The organism is Faunimonas pinastri (assembly GCF_900110915.1).
GTDB lineage: Bacteria > Pseudomonadota > Alphaproteobacteria > Rhizobiales > Afifellaceae > Faunimonas > Faunimonas pinastri.
This window is the reverse complement of the sequence record NZ_FOFG01000002.1, coordinates 109,789-124,812: the sequence shown is the minus strand read 5'-3', so window position 1 is coordinate 124,812 and position 15,024 is coordinate 109,789. Positions and strand designations below refer to the sequence as shown.

Annotated in this window: 17 protein-coding genes and 1 tRNA gene; 13 read left to right on the top strand and 5 right to left on the bottom strand. The window is 64.9% G+C overall.

What is annotated here, in order from left to right:
- The first annotated feature begins 77 nt into the window (after nt 1-77).
- The 7 genes from BMY25_RS03855 to thiL all read left to right on the top strand — a co-directional run bounded on the left by BMY25_RS03855 (nt 78) and on the right by thiL (nt 6,030).
- Nucleotides 78-1,322, top strand: coding sequence for a L,D-transpeptidase family protein (locus BMY25_RS03855; RefSeq protein WP_238858147.1), 1,245 nt, complete (start codon nt 78-80; stop codon nt 1,320-1,322).
- A 161-nt stretch (nt 1,323-1,483) separates the two neighbouring features.
- The gene (glyA, locus tag BMY25_RS03850; protein WP_092495601.1) at nt 1,484-2,785 is read left to right on the top strand and encodes a serine hydroxymethyltransferase; all 1,302 of its coding nucleotides are present in this window, start codon (nt 1,484-1,486) and stop codon (nt 2,783-2,785) included.
- A 15-nt stretch (nt 2,786-2,800) separates the two neighbouring features.
- A complete protein-coding gene (gene nrdR, locus BMY25_RS03845) occupies nt 2,801-3,295 on the top strand; it encodes a transcriptional regulator NrdR (protein ID WP_092495300.1) in 495 nt (164 codons plus the stop codon).
- A 163-nt stretch (nt 3,296-3,458) separates the two neighbouring features.
- Nucleotides 3,459-4,067: a riboflavin synthase gene (locus BMY25_RS03840; RefSeq protein WP_092495299.1), complete on the top strand. Its 609-nt coding sequence runs from the start codon at nt 3,459-3,461 to the stop codon at nt 4,065-4,067.
- Between the two features lie 30 nt (nt 4,068-4,097).
- Nucleotides 4,098-4,547, top strand: coding sequence for a 6,7-dimethyl-8-ribityllumazine synthase (gene ribH / locus BMY25_RS03835; protein WP_092495298.1), 450 nt, complete (start codon nt 4,098-4,100; stop codon nt 4,545-4,547).
- Nucleotides 4,540-5,040, top strand: coding sequence for a transcription antitermination factor NusB (nusB, locus tag BMY25_RS03830; RefSeq protein ID WP_092495297.1), 501 nt, complete (start codon nt 4,540-4,542; stop codon nt 5,038-5,040). The genes ribH and nusB overlap by 8 nt, the downstream gene beginning before the upstream one ends.
- Nucleotides 5,041-5,049: 9 nt before the next feature.
- Complete coding sequence (gene thiL, locus BMY25_RS03825; RefSeq protein WP_092495296.1) at nt 5,050-6,030, top strand: thiamine-phosphate kinase; 981 nt, start codon at nt 5,050-5,052, stop codon at nt 6,028-6,030.
- A 72-nt stretch (nt 6,031-6,102) separates the two neighbouring features.
- Here the strand turns inward: thiL and BMY25_RS03820 are convergent, their stop codons facing one another.
- On the bottom strand, nt 6,103-6,546 hold the full coding sequence (locus BMY25_RS03820; protein WP_092495295.1) for an outer membrane protein assembly factor BamE: 444 nt from the start codon (nt 6,544-6,546) through the stop codon (nt 6,103-6,105).
- 125 nt (nt 6,547-6,671) lie between these two features.
- On the opposite strand from BMY25_RS03820, the gene BMY25_RS03815 reads away from it, so the two are divergent.
- The 6 genes from BMY25_RS03815 to BMY25_RS03790 all read left to right on the top strand — a co-directional run bounded on the left by BMY25_RS03815 (nt 6,672) and on the right by BMY25_RS03790 (nt 10,886).
- Complete coding sequence (locus tag BMY25_RS03815) at nt 6,672-7,220, top strand: ubiquinol-cytochrome C chaperone family protein (protein WP_177176686.1); 549 nt, start codon at nt 6,672-6,674, stop codon at nt 7,218-7,220.
- On the top strand, nt 7,217-7,747 hold the full coding sequence (locus BMY25_RS03810; protein WP_092495293.1) for a DUF177 domain-containing protein: 531 nt from the start codon (nt 7,217-7,219) through the stop codon (nt 7,745-7,747). Before BMY25_RS03815 ends, BMY25_RS03810 begins: the two co-directional genes overlap by 4 nt.
- An 89-nt stretch (nt 7,748-7,836) precedes the next feature.
- Entirely contained in the window at nt 7,837-8,907 is a 1,071-nt protein-coding gene (gene plsX, locus BMY25_RS03805) for a phosphate acyltransferase PlsX (protein ID WP_092495292.1), read from the top strand.
- Nucleotides 8,904-9,875: a beta-ketoacyl-ACP synthase III gene (locus BMY25_RS03800; RefSeq protein WP_092495291.1), complete on the top strand. Its 972-nt coding sequence runs from the start codon at nt 8,904-8,906 to the stop codon at nt 9,873-9,875. Before plsX ends, BMY25_RS03800 begins: the two co-directional genes overlap by 4 nt.
- A 92-nt stretch (nt 9,876-9,967) precedes the next feature.
- Nucleotides 9,968-10,300, top strand: coding sequence for an integration host factor subunit alpha (locus BMY25_RS03795; RefSeq protein ID WP_092495290.1), 333 nt, complete (start codon nt 9,968-9,970; stop codon nt 10,298-10,300).
- A 16-nt stretch (nt 10,301-10,316) separates the two neighbouring features.
- The gene (locus tag BMY25_RS03790; RefSeq protein WP_092495289.1) at nt 10,317-10,886 is read left to right on the top strand and encodes a MerR family transcriptional regulator; all 570 of its coding nucleotides are present in this window, start codon (nt 10,317-10,319) and stop codon (nt 10,884-10,886) included.
- A 450-nt stretch (nt 10,887-11,336) separates the two neighbouring features.
- On the opposite strand, the gene BMY25_RS03785 is transcribed toward BMY25_RS03790, so the two are convergent.
- The 4 genes from BMY25_RS03785 to BMY25_RS03770 all read right to left on the bottom strand — a co-directional run bounded on the left by BMY25_RS03785 (nt 11,337) and on the right by BMY25_RS03770 (nt 14,997).
- A tRNA-Pro gene (locus BMY25_RS03785) sits at nt 11,337-11,410 on the bottom strand.
- Between the two features lie 115 nt (nt 11,411-11,525).
- On the bottom strand, nt 11,526-12,818 hold the full coding sequence (locus BMY25_RS03780) for an O-antigen ligase family protein (RefSeq protein ID WP_092495288.1): 1,293 nt from the start codon (nt 12,816-12,818) through the stop codon (nt 11,526-11,528).
- Entirely contained in the window at nt 12,815-14,344 is a 1,530-nt protein-coding gene (locus tag BMY25_RS03775) for an undecaprenyl-phosphate glucose phosphotransferase (RefSeq protein WP_092495287.1), read from the bottom strand. Before BMY25_RS03775 ends, BMY25_RS03780 begins: the two co-directional genes overlap by 4 nt.
- A 92-nt stretch (nt 14,345-14,436) precedes the next feature.
- Entirely contained in the window at nt 14,437-14,997 is a 561-nt protein-coding gene (locus BMY25_RS03770; protein ID WP_092495286.1) for a polysaccharide biosynthesis/export family protein, read from the bottom strand.
- Nucleotides 14,998-15,024 lie beyond the last annotated feature (27 nt).

Below are 15,024 nucleotides of genomic sequence, written 5' to 3'. Positions count from 1 at the left end.
GGGCGAGTGCAGCAACACGATCCGGCGGCAGCCGGTTGGGACCACGTGGACGGATGAACCCGATCAAGCAAATTGGATTGGCGGCGCTGACCTTCGGCCTTCTCGCCGGAGTGGCCCACGCCCAGGAAACCATGGCCGCCGTGCTGCAGAATGTGCAGCAGTCGGAGTGGGGCGACAATTTCGTTGGTCAGGCCGGCGGTTCTTCTGCCGTCATGACGCGCGAGCCCATCCTGTCGCCCGGCACCGTGCCCGCCATGCAGCAGGCAATCGCCCGCTACCAGGACATCGTCTCGCGCGGTGGGTGGCCGAACGTTCCTGCCGATCACCCGCTGAAGCTCGGCATGCGCGAGCCGGCCATCGCCGCCCTGCGTGAGCGCCTGATGGCCGAGGGCGACCTCAACGCCGCGAGTGGCGACCCGCAGGCTTTCGATTCCTACGTCCAGGCCGCCGTCCGCCGCTTCCAGGTCCGTTACGGTATCTTCGCCGATGGCTCCGTCGGCAAGGAAACGCTGGCGGCGATGAACATTCCTGCCGATTTCCGTCTGAACCAGCTGCAGGTCAACATCCAGCGCATCGGCGCCATGGGTTCGCCCGAAGGTCGCTATGTTCTGGTGGACATTCCGGCGGCGCAGATCGAGGTCGTCGAAAACGGCCAGCTCGTCCAGCGCCACACCGCCACGGTCGGCCGCATCGACCGGCAGACGCCGCTTCTCTCCAGTCGCCTGACCGAAATCAACTTCAATCCCTACTGGCATGTGCCGCCGTCGCTGATCGTCAAGGATCTGATCCCGCGCATGCAGAAGGATCCGAACTACCTGAAGGAGTCCGAGATCCACATCTACACCCAGTCGGGTCAGGAAGTGGACTCCTCCCAGGTGAACTGGAATTCCGACGAGGCGACGCATTATCTCTTCAGGCAGGACCCGGGCGAGCACAATTCGCTCGGCCATGTGAAGATCAACTTCTCCAATCCGTATTCGGTCTACCTGCACGATACCCCGGAGAAGGGGTTCTTCGGCTCGAACTACCGGTTCGAGTCGTCGGGCTGCATGCGCGTGCAGAACGTGCGCGAACTCGTGACCTGGATCCTGCGCGACAACGGCTATGACAGCGGTCGCGTCGACGAGGAGATCCGCTCCGGCAACCGCCTCGACGTGAAGGTCGCCAACGCCCCGGCGCTGTTCACCGTCTATATCTCGGCCTGGGCTTCCAGCGACGGCGTCGTTCACTTCCGCGACGACATCTACAAGATGGACCAGAGCTCGAACGCCGTCGCGCTGAACCAGAACCCGTCGATGATCGGCTCGCCCGATACCGAGTAAGTCCGTCAGCCGGCCGGGGCGACGGGCAAGGCTGGCCGGGTAGAAAGCCCGGCCGTGCCACGCGCACGCTTTTCCCGATGGGGCGCTTGTGATAGTGCCCCCTTGACTCGGCGGGGCCAGCCCTGCCGAGAGCTTTTCTTTTCAGAGGTAGGCCCATGTCGATGACCGATTCAGCTCGTCAGGCGACCGACCAGAGCGCGTTCTTTTCCGCGTCGCTGCAGTCCGTCGATCCCGAAATTGCGAAAGCCATCGGTCAGGAGCTTGGTCGTCAGCAGCACGAAATCGAGCTGATCGCCTCGGAGAACATCGTGTCGCGCGCGGTTCTCGAAGCGCAGGGCTCCATTCTCACCAACAAATACGCCGAGGGCTACCCGGGACGCCGCTACTACGGCGGCTGCGAGTTCGTCGACGTGGTCGAGCAGCTTGCGATCGACCGCGTGACCCGGCTCTTCGGCTGCGGCTTCGCCAACGTGCAGCCGAATTCCGGCAGCCAGGCGAACCAGGCCGTGTTCATGGCGCTGGCGAAGCCGGGCGACACGATTCTCGGCATGAGCCTCGACGCGGGCGGTCACCTGACCCATGGCGCGGCGCCCAACATGTCCGGCAAGTGGTTCAACGCGGTGCAGTACGGGGTCCGCAAGCAGGACGGCCGCATCGACATCGATCAGGTCGCCGACCTCGCCGCCACCCATAAGCCGAAGGTCATCATCGCCGGTGGTTCCGCCTACAGCCGGCACATCGATTTCGCCCGCTTCCGCGAGATCGCCGATTCCGTCGGCGCCTATCTCTTTGTGGACATGGCGCATTTCGCCGGCCTCGTTGCCGCGGGCCAGCATCCGAGCCCGTTCCCGCATGCCCATGTCGCGACGTCGACCACGCACAAGACGCTGCGCGGCCCGCGTGGCGGCCTGATCCTCACCAATGACGAGGCGCTCGCCAAGAAGATCAATTCCGCGATCTTCCCGGGCCTGCAGGGCGGTCCGTTGATGCATGTCATCGCGGGCAAGGCGGTGGCTTTCGCCGAGGCGCTGCGTCCGGAGTTCAAGCTTTACGCGAAGAATGTGGTCGAAAACGCCAAGGCGCTTGCGGAAACGCTTCAGCGCGGCGGTGTGGACATCGTCTCCGGCGGCACGGACAACCATCTCATGCTGGTGGATCTTCGCCCCAAGAAGCTGACGGGCAAGCTTACGGAGCAGGCGCTCGGCCGTGCTGCCATCACCTGCAACAAGAACGGCGTTCCCGACGATCCGGAAAAGCCGACGATCACGTCGGGCATCCGTCTGGGCACGCCGGCCGGCACCACGCGCGGCTTCGGTGTCGCGGAGTTCCAGGAGATCGGCGAGCTCATCATCGAGGTGCTGAATGGCCTTTCGCGCAACGGTGCCGAGGGCAACGGCGAGGTCGAGGCGCAGGTCGGTGTCCGGGTGCGGGCACTCACCGACCGCTTCCCGATCTATCAGTAAGACGGCGGAAGCCCCATGCGTTGCCCCTATTGCGGTGCCGACAACACCCAGGTGAAGGACTCGCGGCCGACCGAAGACTCGGCCTCGATCCGGCGGCGGCGCATCTGCGTGGATTGCGGCGGTCGTTTCACGACGTTCGAGCGCGTTCAACTGCGCGAGCTCTGGGTGGTGAAGAAGTCCGGCCGCCGCGTTCCGTTCGACCGCGACAAGCTGGAGCGCTCCGTCGAAATCGCGCTGCGCAAGCGGCAGGTCGACGAGGAGCGCGTGGAGCGGATGATCTCCGGCATCGTGCGGCAGCTGGAAAGCCGCGGCGAGGAGGATATTCCCTCCGGCGAGATCGGCCTGCTCGTCATGGAAGCCCTCAAGGGTCTCGATGACGTAGCCTACGTCCGCTTCGCGTCCGTCTATCGCGACTTCCGCGAAGCCAAGGACTTCCAGGCCTTTATCGGCGAGCTTGCCAGCGGGGAGCTGACCGGGCGCGGACTGGTCGGAGCCGATGAAGACGCCTGACAGGGGCGTCTGACAGGGGCCTCTGACAGGGACGGTTGACCGGGACACCGGGCCGGGAACCCGCCGCGATCGTTGACGCAGCGTTCGGGCAGCATTGCAGCGCAGCGGCTTGCGCCGGCATTCGTGGCGGCCTATCCCATGTCCTCGCTATTCGAGGGCGCGCATGTTTACGGGAATCGTTTCCGACGTCGGTGAAGTGCTGTCTGTCAGGCCGCTGGAATCCGGCGTCAGCCTGCGGATACAGACGGCATACGACCCGGATTCGATTGTTCTCGGCGCGTCCATCGCCTGCTCCGGCCCCTGTCTCACGGCCGTCGCCACGGGCCGTAACAATGTTGCGGGCTGGTTCGAGGTGGAGGCTTCTACCGAGACGCTTGCCCGCACGACGATGGGCGAGTGGACGGTCGGCCGCAAGCTGAACCTTGAGCGCGCGCTCAAGGCCGGCGATGAACTCGGCGGCCATATCGTCAGCGGCCATGTGGATGGCGTGGCGCGGATCGTGGCGCGCGAGGAGGAGGGCGGCATGGCGCGCTTCACCTTCGAGGTGCCCGGCACGCTCGCCCGCTACATCGCCGAAAAGGGATCGGTCGCGCTCGACGGAACGTCGCTGACGGTGAATTCCGTCGAAGGCAACCGCTTCACCATCATGGTCATCCCGCACACGCTGGCGGTGACGACCTGGGGAGATCGCAAGGCGGGCGACACGGTCAATCTGGAGGTTGACCAGTTCGCGCGCTATCTCGAACGTTTGATAGGAAGCCGTCCGGCGTGAGCCGGCCGGTTGTTTTCCGGAAAGCACATAATGAGCCGTCATTTCCTGATTATCGACGCCCGCTTCTACGGTGACCTCGCCGACGAGCTGGTGAGGGGCGCAACGGCCGAACTCGACCGGCGCAGCGCTACCTACGACCGCGTTTCCGTTCCGGGCGTGCTCGAGATTCCGTCGGCGCTTTCCATGGCGCTCATTTCGCAGGAAGCCGAGGCGAAATATGCTGGCTACGTGCTGCTCGGCTGCGTGATCCGCGGCGAGACCAGCCATTACGACATCGTGGCCAACGAGTCCGCGCGCGCCATCATGACCATGGCGACGGACGAGGGGCTGGCCGTCGGGAACGGCATCCTGACCGTCGAAAACGGCGAGCAGGCCTGGCGGCGCGCCAAGGTGGACGACAAGAACAAGGGTGCGGGCGCGGCTGCGGCGGCGTTCGACATGGCGGTCCTCCGCGAGCAGTTCGGTCTTGTCGATGAGTGAGGATGCCAAACAACCGGCGGCGACCCGCGGTGCCAACCAGCGCGGTGCCGCGCGGCTGGCAGCGGTGCAGGCGCTCTATCAGATGGATGTCAGCGGTACCCGCCTGCCTGAGATCGTTGCCGAATTCGAGCTGCATCGCCTTGGCAAGGAATTGGAGGGCGAGCAGCTTCGCCCCGCCGATCCGGCCTTCTTCAAGGGGCTGGTGGGCGGCGTCGTGGACCTGCAGCGCCGGATCGATCCGGTGATCCATCAGGCGCTGCCGCCGACCTGGCCGCTGACGCGCATCGACCTGACGCTGCGCGCCATTCTCCGCTGCGGCGTGTTCGAGTTGATGGAACGTCGCGACGTTCCGGCAAAGGTCGTGATCTCGGAATACATGGACGTGGCACGCGCCTTCTTCGAGGCCGACGAGCCGGCGCTCGTCAACGGCGTGCTCGACCACGTCGCGCGGGAGCGCCGACCGGAAGAGTTCACGGCCGTCGCGGCGCGGTAAGACAGGCAGATGGCGATCGGCGAGTTCGACCTGATCCGGCGCTATTTCCGGCCGCTCGCGGGCGAGGGCGCCTTCGATCTCACCGACGATGCCGCGATCCTTCAGCTCGGGCCCGGCGAGGAACTGGTTGTCACGGCGGACATGGTGGCCGCCGGCGTTCACTTCCTCCCCGACGATCCCGCCGACACCATCGCCCGCAAGGCGCTGCGGGTGAACCTTTCCGACGTCGCCTCCAAGGGCGCGAAGCCTGCGGGCTATATCATGACCGTGGCTTTCCCCCGCGACGTGGAGGAAGGCTGGATCGCGGAGTTCTGCCGTGGCCTCGCCGAGGATCAGCGGGAGTTCGACACCCGGCTTCTCGGCGGCGATACGATCGGCATCGCCTCGGGGCTGACAGTCTCGATCACCGCTTTCGGAAAGGTGCCGGCGGGAGAGATGGTGCATCGATTCGGCGGCCGTCCCGGCGACCGGCTCTACGTGTCCGGCGAAATCGGCTGCGGTGCGGCGGGCCTTCGATTGCTCCTGGGCGAGACTATCCTTGGGCCGCTTCCGCCAGCGGCGCGGCAAAGACTCATCGGCCGCTACCGGGTTCCCCAGCCGAGAACAGCTCTTGCTGAAGCCGTCCGCGCTTGCGCCTCGGCTGCCATGGATGTCTCGGACGGCTTGATCGGCGATTGCGACAAACTGGTCGCCGCGAGCGGCTGCGGCGCGGTGATCCATGCCGATTCGGTGCCGCTCGATCCCGATCTCGTCACCGTCGCGAAGGACGATTCGGTGCTGGCCGCGCTGCTGACGGGTGGCGACGACTACGAGATCCTGGCCGCTGTTCCGCCCGAAGACGAAGAGAGGTTCCGCTTCATGGCAGCGCGAGCCGGAATCGCCGTGACCCGCATTGGCGAATTGGTCGAAGAGGCGGGAGCGGTGGAAGTCCTGCGCGGCGGGCGGCCGATGGATCTCGCCCGACGCTCCTACGATCACGGCCGAACCTGACCCCGAAAAGCAGATCGCCCCGCGCTTAGGAGCGTAGGGCGATCGGGAAGTCGCTGTTGTGGAAGCTCCGCGCTACATTTTCAGGCGGCCGGTCGCCGCGAGAAGCTGGCTGAGGAAGGACACTTCCTGGCCCGACGTCGGCGTGACATTCCGCGTGAAGTTGAAGACCCGGCCATCCTTCAGGCCGTAATCGTTGATGCTGGTGACCTTCTGGCTGGCATCGAAATGCACTGCCAGAACGCGCTGGTCGACCACATGCGGGTTCATGAAGGCCACCGGACGCACGGCCTTCTGGGAGATGTAGTAGAAGGTCTCGCCGCCGAAATCGGCCGTCGTGGAAGGTGTGCCCAGCGCAAGGAGAACCTGGTCGCGGCTGGCGCCGACCGAGATCTGCTGAAGGGCCATTTGCGATGGAAGATAGCCGCGCTCGAATGTCTGGCTGGCGCAGGCGGACAAGCCGGCCGCTGCCGCCAGAACGACCAACGCCGCTGCACTCCGGTGAAGGCTGCTCTTCATATCGATCCTTCCTTTGTCGCGTAGCTAACCGGGTCCTCAGCGCTTTGCAATGGGCGGGGGGCAAAGGGCGGCGGTTCTGCCGATAATTTGAGAAGATGGCGGGATCTGCTAGAGCAGGAGCGATCATGATCCTGTTTTCCAAATCCAGGCGCGAAACGCGCACCGCCGCCGAGGCGCTTTATGCCCGGACCGTCGCGGCGGCGAGGCGGCCGGAGCTCTTTCTGGAGTTCTCCGTGCCGGATACGGTCGAAGGCCGTTTCGAGGCGCTGACGCTGCATCTCCTGCCGGTGATCCATCGGTTGCAGCGCCCGGACGGCGATCCGGAATTCGCCCGTGTCCTCTCCGAGGTGTTCGTGGAGCACATGGACGACGCGCTGCGCGAGATGGGAATCAGCGATCGCAAGGTGCCGAAGCGCATGAAGGGGCTGTTCGGCCTCTTTGCCGGCAGGATCGATGCCTACAGCCACGCCATCGCGACCGGTGATTCCGCCGCCCTGACCAACGCGGTCGCGAGAAATGTCTATGTCGACGGCGATCCGCATTTTGCGGCGGGCCGTCTGGCTACCTATCTCAAGGGAGCGGTCGAGGCCTTCGATCGGACCGGGCTTCAAGATCTCCGGCAGGGTTCGGCCCCGTTCCCCTCCATCCATTTCCAAGAGGACCAGCAGCCGTGAGCGCTCCTTTCTCCTATACCGTTTCCGCTCGCGACGTGCCTGCCTCCGGGCGGATCTACAAGGTCGAGGCCGACGCGGACGAATGCCGGGCCATCGCCGCCGATCTGAATATTCCCGAGGTCCGCTCGCTCACCGCGCAAATCGAGATCCGGCCCGTCCGCGGCCGGTCCTTCCGGCTCCGCGGCCGGTTGAAGGCGGAAGTGGTGCAAACCTGCGTCGTCAGCCTCGGTCCCGCCATCCAGCACATGGACGAGACTATCGACCTGACGCTGCTGCCCGCCGAGGTGGCCGGGGCGGAATACCAGGCCAAGGACGTGCTGGTCGACGCGATGGAAACCGACACGTCGGAGCTCTTCCAGAACGGCCGCATCGACCTCGGAACGATTCTCGCCGAACATCTGGCTCTCGGGCTCGATCCCTATCCCCGGGCGGAGGGGGTGGATTTCTCCGGCCATATCGAAGATCAGGAAGATGCCGAGGAGTCGGCGTTCGGGGCGCTTGCCCGGCTGAAGAGCACTGAGAGCTAAGGTCGCGGTAGCAAATGGTTCGTCAGCCTTGCCACAGCGGCGGCAAAAGGTATTTTCCGCAGTCCGCTGCGAAGGATGGTCGGGGTTAGATGTCACAGGGAATAAGGATCGCGCTTGACGCCATGGGAGGGGATGCCGGCCCGACCGTCGCCCTTGCCGGAGCGGAAGTGGCGCTCGGTCGGCGGCCGGACCTTTCCTTCCTCCTCTATGGCGACGCAGCCGCGGTCGAACCGTTGCTCCAGCAGCATCCCAAGCTGAAGGCCGTCTCCACATTCCAGCATTGCGAAGTCGCGGTCGGCATGAACGACAAGCCTAGCCAGGCGCTTCGCAAAGGACGCTACAAGTCGAGCATGTGGCGCGCGATCCAGGCCGTGCGCGACGGCGAGGCCGACGTGGCGGTGTCCGCCGGCAATACCGGCGCACTGATGGCGATGTCGAGCTTCTGCCTCAAGATGCTGCCGGGCATCCAGCGGCCGGCCATCGCGGCGATCTGGCCGACCTTGCGCGGCGAGAGCATCGTGCTGGACGTCGGCGCCACGATCGGTGCCGACGCGCAACTCCTGACCCAGTTCGCGATCATGGGCGCGGCGATGGCGCAATGCGTCTTCGATCTGGAACGCCCGAATGTCGGACTGCTGAATGTCGGCGTGGAAGAGATCAAGGGCGTGGAGGAAGTCCGCGAGGCCGGCCGCATCCTGCGCGAGATCAATCATCCGGGCTTCGCCTATCACGGCTTCGTGGAAGGCGACGACATCGGCCGCGGCGTGGTCGACGTGGTGGTGACGGAGGGATTTGCCGGCAACATCGCGCTCAAAACGGCGGAAGGCACCGCCCGGCAGATTGCGCAATATCTCCGCTCCGCGATGAGTCGCAGCCTTCTTTCGAAGATCGGCTATCTGTTCGCGCGCCCGGCTTTCAACATGGTTCGCGACAAGATGGACCCCCGCAAGGTCAATGGCGGGGTGTTCCTCGGCCTGAACGGCATGGTGATCAAGAGCCATGGCGGGACGGACGCGGAGGGGCTCGCCAGCGCCATCGAACTTGCTCGCGAAATGGTGCATAGCAATCTGCTGGAGCGTATCGCCCGCGATACGGTCGCGGGAGAGGCCGAGCGGGCCGCCTTGGCCGAAACAAACATAAAAGAGGTCATTCCGGTATGATCCGTTCCGTGGTGCGCGGCACCGGAAGCTACTTGCCCGAGAAACTTCTCACGAATTCCGAACTGGCAACGATGGTCGAGACGTCGGACGAGTGGATCGTCCAGCGGACCGGCATTTCAGAGCGCCACATCGCGGCGGAAGGCCAGTTCACATCCGATCTGGCAGTGGAAGCAGCCACCCGGGCGCTCGCCGATGCCGGCTTCGGGCCGGACGACATCGACCTCATCATCGTGGCGACGGCGACGCCGGACTACACCTTTCCCGCCACGGCGGTGATCGTGCAGGAAAAACTCGGCATCCATCAGGGCGCCGCCTTCGACGTTCAGGCCGTCTGCACGGGTTTCGTCTACGCACTTTCCACGGCGGATGCGCTGCTGCGCGCCGGCAATGGCAAGCGGGCGCTGGTGATCGGCGCGGAAACCTTCTCCCGCATCCTCGACTGGAACGACCGCACCACGTGCGTGCTCTTCGGCGACGGCGCCGGTGCGGTCGTGCTGGAAGCGCAGGAACAGCCCGGCGGCAACGATGATCGTGGCGTGCTGACCTCGCATCTCCGCTCCGACGGTCGCCACAAGAACAAGCTTTTCGTGGACGGCGGCGTGTCTTCCACGCGAACGGCCGGCCACCTCCGCATGGAGGGCCGGGAGGTCTTCAAGTATGCGGTCGGCATGATCACCGACGTCATCATGGCCGCCTTCGCCGCGACCGGAACGGGGCCGGACGATATCGACTGGTTCGTTCCGCATCAGGCCAACCAGCGCATCATCGATGCCAGCGCCCGGAAGCTGGAGATCGCCGAGAGCAAGGTGGTCAGCACCGTGAAGTACCACGGCAACACGTCCGCGGCCTCCATTCCCCTGGCGCTCGACGTTGCCCGAAAGGATGGCCGGATCCAGGAGGGCGACCTCGTGCTTCTGGAAGCCATGGGCGGCGGCTTCACCTGGGGCTCGGCGCTCGTGCGCTGGTGATCGCTGTCGCTCATGACGGCGGTTGACCCATATTTCTCAGCAGCTTACGCTGACTGACCGTATCTTCGTTCAATCACTTCCGAGAGTTCTGAATGGGGGGCAAGACCATCACCCGCGCCGATCTGGCCGAGGCCGTGTACCGGCGCTTGGGCCTGTCGCGTACCGAATCGGCCGATATGGTCGAAATGGTGCTGCAGGAGATCTGCGACGCGATCGTGGAGGGGGACACGGTGAAGCTGTCGTCCTTCGGCTCCTTCGTCGTGCGCGACAAGGGCCTGCGCGTGGGGCGTAATCCCAAGACCGGACATGAAGTGCCGATCCCGCCGCGTCGGGTGACGGTGTTCAAGCCGAGCAACATCATGAAGCAGCGGATCAATGAGGGACTGGCCGACGCGCCGGCGCCCGTTGAGACCGAGGCCGATTGAGCGCCCGGTACATCCGATGAAGAGCCCCGACGCTTTCCGCACCATCAGCGAAGTCGCAGAAGACCTCGACCTGCCGCAGCATGTGCTGCGCTTCTGGGAAACGCGCTTTCCGCAGATCAAGCCGCTGAAGCGCGGAGGCGGGCGGCGCTACTACCGCCCGGAGGACGTGGACCTCCTGAAGGGCATCCGCCTGCTGCTTTACGGCGAAGGCTTCACCATCAAGGGCGTGCAGCGACTTCTCAAGGAGAAGGGCGTGGGCTTCGTGGCCGGTGCCGGGCAGAGCGGCTCGGTGCAGACGGTGAATGCTCGCCAGATCGAGCCCGCCATGAGCACGCACGCGGGCGCCGCGGTCTTCATGGACGAGAGGGCGAGCGAGGGTGAACTCAGCGGCTACGAGCGCCAGCCGCTGCCGGCCCGTGGCGAGCCGCCCTCGGACGACATGGACGCGTTTTACGGGGACGAGGAGGTCGCGCCTCTGGCTGCCTCCGTGGCCACCGGAGGCCTTTCCCCGGCGAGCCGCCACCAGCTTGAAGCGGCGCTGACCCTTCTGGCGGAAGCCAAGCAGCTGCTGGACCAGAGCCGCTAAGGTATTTTTCCGTCGGGCCTTGAATTCCCGGCCAGGCGCCCCATTTCTCTTTCGTGGCGGTATTGTCCGCTGCTGTCGCCGAGGCGACCAACGACCCCTCCCGTCCAGGCCAGCAGGCATGTCCAGAGCGTCGGACCGGTCGAGGGCATATCAAGAAAAAATAGGAACGAATGATCGATAGAATGAATGGCTCGCCGCTTCATGAGCGGGCCTCGAAGCCGAATATTGAAGCAAGACAGGAAGCCCGGAAGCCGCGGGAACTCTCCCGCGAAGAACTCCGGAAGATCGTCCTGGAAATCCTGGGCTGAAGCCCCAACCGAAGCCCTGCAACCGCAGGGCTTTTTTTTTGCGCAGAATCGGGCCGTTCAGGCTGTCGCGCAAAGAAAAAGGCCAGGATCCGGAGATCCTGGCCTCGTACGGCGTCGCTGAGCAGTGGCTCAGGCATAAATATCGGGCAGGCCAGATTCGAACTGACGACCCCTTGACCCCCAGTCAAGTGCGCTACCAGGCTGCGCTACTGCCCGTCGAGCCTGAACCGAGTTCAGCGACGGCATGGTTCTGACCGACCATCCAGATGAAACCCGGTGATCCGCGTCGGAGCCATGTTCCGATTGGCGCGGAATATACCAGCGGATTTTGTCAGCGCAATCCCACCTGCGGAGAAACCGCAATCTCCCTGAACTTTTCCCGTGGATGAACGCCGGCGAAGGCAGCCTCGCGGGCAAGCCCGTTGCGCCGCCGTCGTTCGATCGCGATCAGTCCCCAGAGAATGCCGAACAGCAGGTACACGTGCCGCCAATGGTCTATGTCGATCACCGTCGCCAGAACGATGTGCCCGAAGAAGACGAAATAGGCGACCTGTGCGGTCTTCTGGTTCGGGCCGGAGCGGAAGAGCAGGGGAAAGCTGGCGATCAGCGTCCAGATGACCAGGATCAGGTAGGAGAAGAAGCCGAACCAACCATAAGTGGTCAGCGTCTTCAGCCAGATATCGTGTTCGTCTTCGCCGAACAGATGCCCGAACTGCAGCGCGCCTATTCCGAGGGGCCGGCTCAGCATCATGTTGAAGCCGATCACGTGTCGGTCGAATCGGCCGAAATGCTGCGCGTCGTAATTCTGCACGACATGCGCACGCTCCGCGAAGAGCTTGGCGATGGCGGGAATCGACAGGATGACGGCGAAGAGCAGGCCTGCGAGCACGAGCCCGCCGATGGCCAGCGCCACATAGCGTGCCCGCACCAGCGACCGCCTCTCGGTCGCGTAGAGCATCACGATCACCATCAACGTGGCGAAGACGGCAAGGCCCCACGCACCGCGGGAGAAGGACAGGAATACGCCGAGAAGCACGAAGAGGGCGCCGAGGCCGTTCAGCAGCAGCGAGCGGAAGGAGCGGGTCAGCGCGCGCTGGAGAAACACGGCATAGGGAAAGACGAGGAAGGGACCGAAGACGTTGGGGTCCTGGAAACCCCCATCGGCGCGCCCGTAGCGGGTGAAGAGGCCTTCCGGCGTGAGACCGGCATAGCCCACGACGCCGAGCGCCGTGGTGACGATTGCGGCGGCCAGCCAGGCGTTCACGATCGCCGGCAGGCGGCGGGGGTGGTCGGCAACGACGCAGGCGAAGAAGCAGGCGCTGAGGGCCAGGAAGCCGGTGATCGGGTAATAGGTCGGGTAGCTGTACTTCATCTGCGTGGAGGCGATGAGGCCGCCGACCATGAAGGTCACCATCAGCAGGATCAATGGCCCGATGGCTCGCGGGATGCGCAGGCCGCCAAGCAGCCAGAGGGGAATCAGCAACCCCAGGAATGCTTCGTAGGGCGCCGGCTCGACGATCACGAAGCCCCCTAGAAACACGGCGAGCCAGAGCGCCGCGTCCGATAGCCGGCTGAGGGGAATGCCGCTCGGCCGGTCCAGCGGGATCGGATGCGTCGTGCTCAAAAGGCCTGGTCCGTGCTGATGATGCGGAAGGGCGTCAGGAACAGGATGTAGAGGTCGAAGAGCACCGACCAGTTCTCGATGTAGTAGAGGTCGTGCTCCACGCGATCGCGGATCTCCTCCTCGCTTTCCACCTCGCCGCGCAGGCCGTTGATCTGCGCCCAGCCGGTGACGCCCGGCTTGACGCGATGGCGCGCGAAGTAGCCGTCGACGATCTGCTCGTAGAGCTGGTCGTGCGTGTGGGCGCCGAGCGCATGCGGGCGCGGCCCGACCAGCGACAGCTGGCCCCGCAGCACGTTGATGAGCTGCGGCAGCTCGTCGATGGAGGTGCGGCGGATGAAGCGGCCCACGCGCGTGACGCGCGGATCGCCACGCTGCACCATCTGCCGCGCCGCCGGGTCCGACATGTGGTGGTACATCGAGCGGAGCTTCAGCACTTCGATCGGCTCGTTGTTGAAGCCGTAGCGCCGCTGCCGGAAGAACACCGGGCCGGACGAATCGAGTTTCACCGCCAGCATGGCGCCGAGCAGGATCGGCGAGATCACGATCAGCGCGAGCGAGGCCATCACCACATCGAAGATCCGCTTGGCGACCGAGTCCCAGCCGACGATGGGCTTGTCGAAGACGTCGAGAAACGGCACCGAGCCGATATAGGAATAGGAACGCGGCCGGAGCCGGAGCTTCATGCTCTGCGCGGAAACCTTGATGTCGACCGGCAGCACCCATAGCGTGCGCAGGAGCTGCACGAGGCGCTGCTCCGCCGCCAGCGGCAGGGCGATGATGACCGCGTCGATTTCCGCGTGGCGCCCGAATTCGACGAGATCGTTGATGCGGCCGAGCTTGGGCAGCCCGGATGCCAGCGCCGGAACGCGTGCGTCCTCCCGGTCGTCGAAGATGCCGAGCAGCCTGATATCGCTGAGCGGCTCGTTCTCCAGCGCCTTCAGGAGCTCCACGCCTTCCGGCCCGCCGCCGACCAGCACGCTGCGCCGTTCCAGGACGCCGGTGCGAATCCAGCTCTGCACGAGCCGGGCAAAGATCAGGCGATCGACGGTGAGGACCGCAAAGCCCGCGAGGAACCATGTCGCCGCCCAGACGCGGGAGAATTCGTGGCCGGCTTTCAGGAAGAAGATCACCAGCGTGAAGCAGCCGAGAACAGCCGCCCAGAGCCCGCCGCCGCGGCCGATTTCCGGAATGCTGCGGCGATAGGCGGCAAAGGTATAGCCGCCGAAGAGCCCGATGAGGCCCACGGTGATCAGCGGCAGTATCAGGAAGGCGGCGATGTAGGCCGCATCGAATCCATCGCTGCTGGCGACGTAGACCGCGCAGACGATCGCGCCGCAAAGCGTCAGCGCGAGGAAATCCGTCAGCCGGACGAGAAGGGCGAGAAGGGACGGGGAGAGGACCCGCCGCTTGAGGTTGCGGGCGACCTGCAGAGCCGCCTCGCTGAGGGCGCCGTCCGCTATGAACTCGCTGGCACGCTCGGCTGCGGGATAGTCGGAATTCTGAGCGTGCTGTTCGCTTAAACTCATCGCTTGTCCCGTTGCCCCACCGCCGCGAAACGCTGCGGCCCGGCTCGGGATACAGGTGGTGTCTTCTTGTTACGTTACTACCGCAGGTCTGTTCAAAACAGTCTTTCCGAGACGTAAATCGTGTCGCCCGGCCTGATCTGCTCGTCGACCGAGATCTTCCCCTCGTAACGGACGCCGTTGACCGTACGGGAGACGCGTACGAGACCCATATTGGCGCGCGGCGAGAAGCCGCCGGAGACGGCGATCGCCATTTCCGCCGTCATTCCGGGCACATAGGCGTATTGCCCGGGCTGGGTAACCTCGCCCAGCACGAAGAAGGGCCGGTTGGCCGCGACTTCCACCGTGACGTTGGGATTGCGCAGGAACGACTGCGAGAGCTTCGTGGCGATCCGCTGCTGCATCTCCACCGTAGTCGCGCCGCGCGCGGGTATCGAGCCGATCAACGGCATCGTGATGCTGCCGGACTGATCCACGCGGTAAGTATTGGAAAGATCCGTCTGGCCGAAAACCGTGATGCGAAGCTCGTCGCCGGAATCCAGTCGATAGGGGTTCTGCATCACCGCCATCGGGGGCAGGGGCCGGTCGTTGGTCGCGCATCCCGCCAGCGTCGCGGCAAGACACGGAAGAAGAAGGATATGTCGGATCCGGAGCATCGGGCTGGCCTCGAACTATTCGGCCGA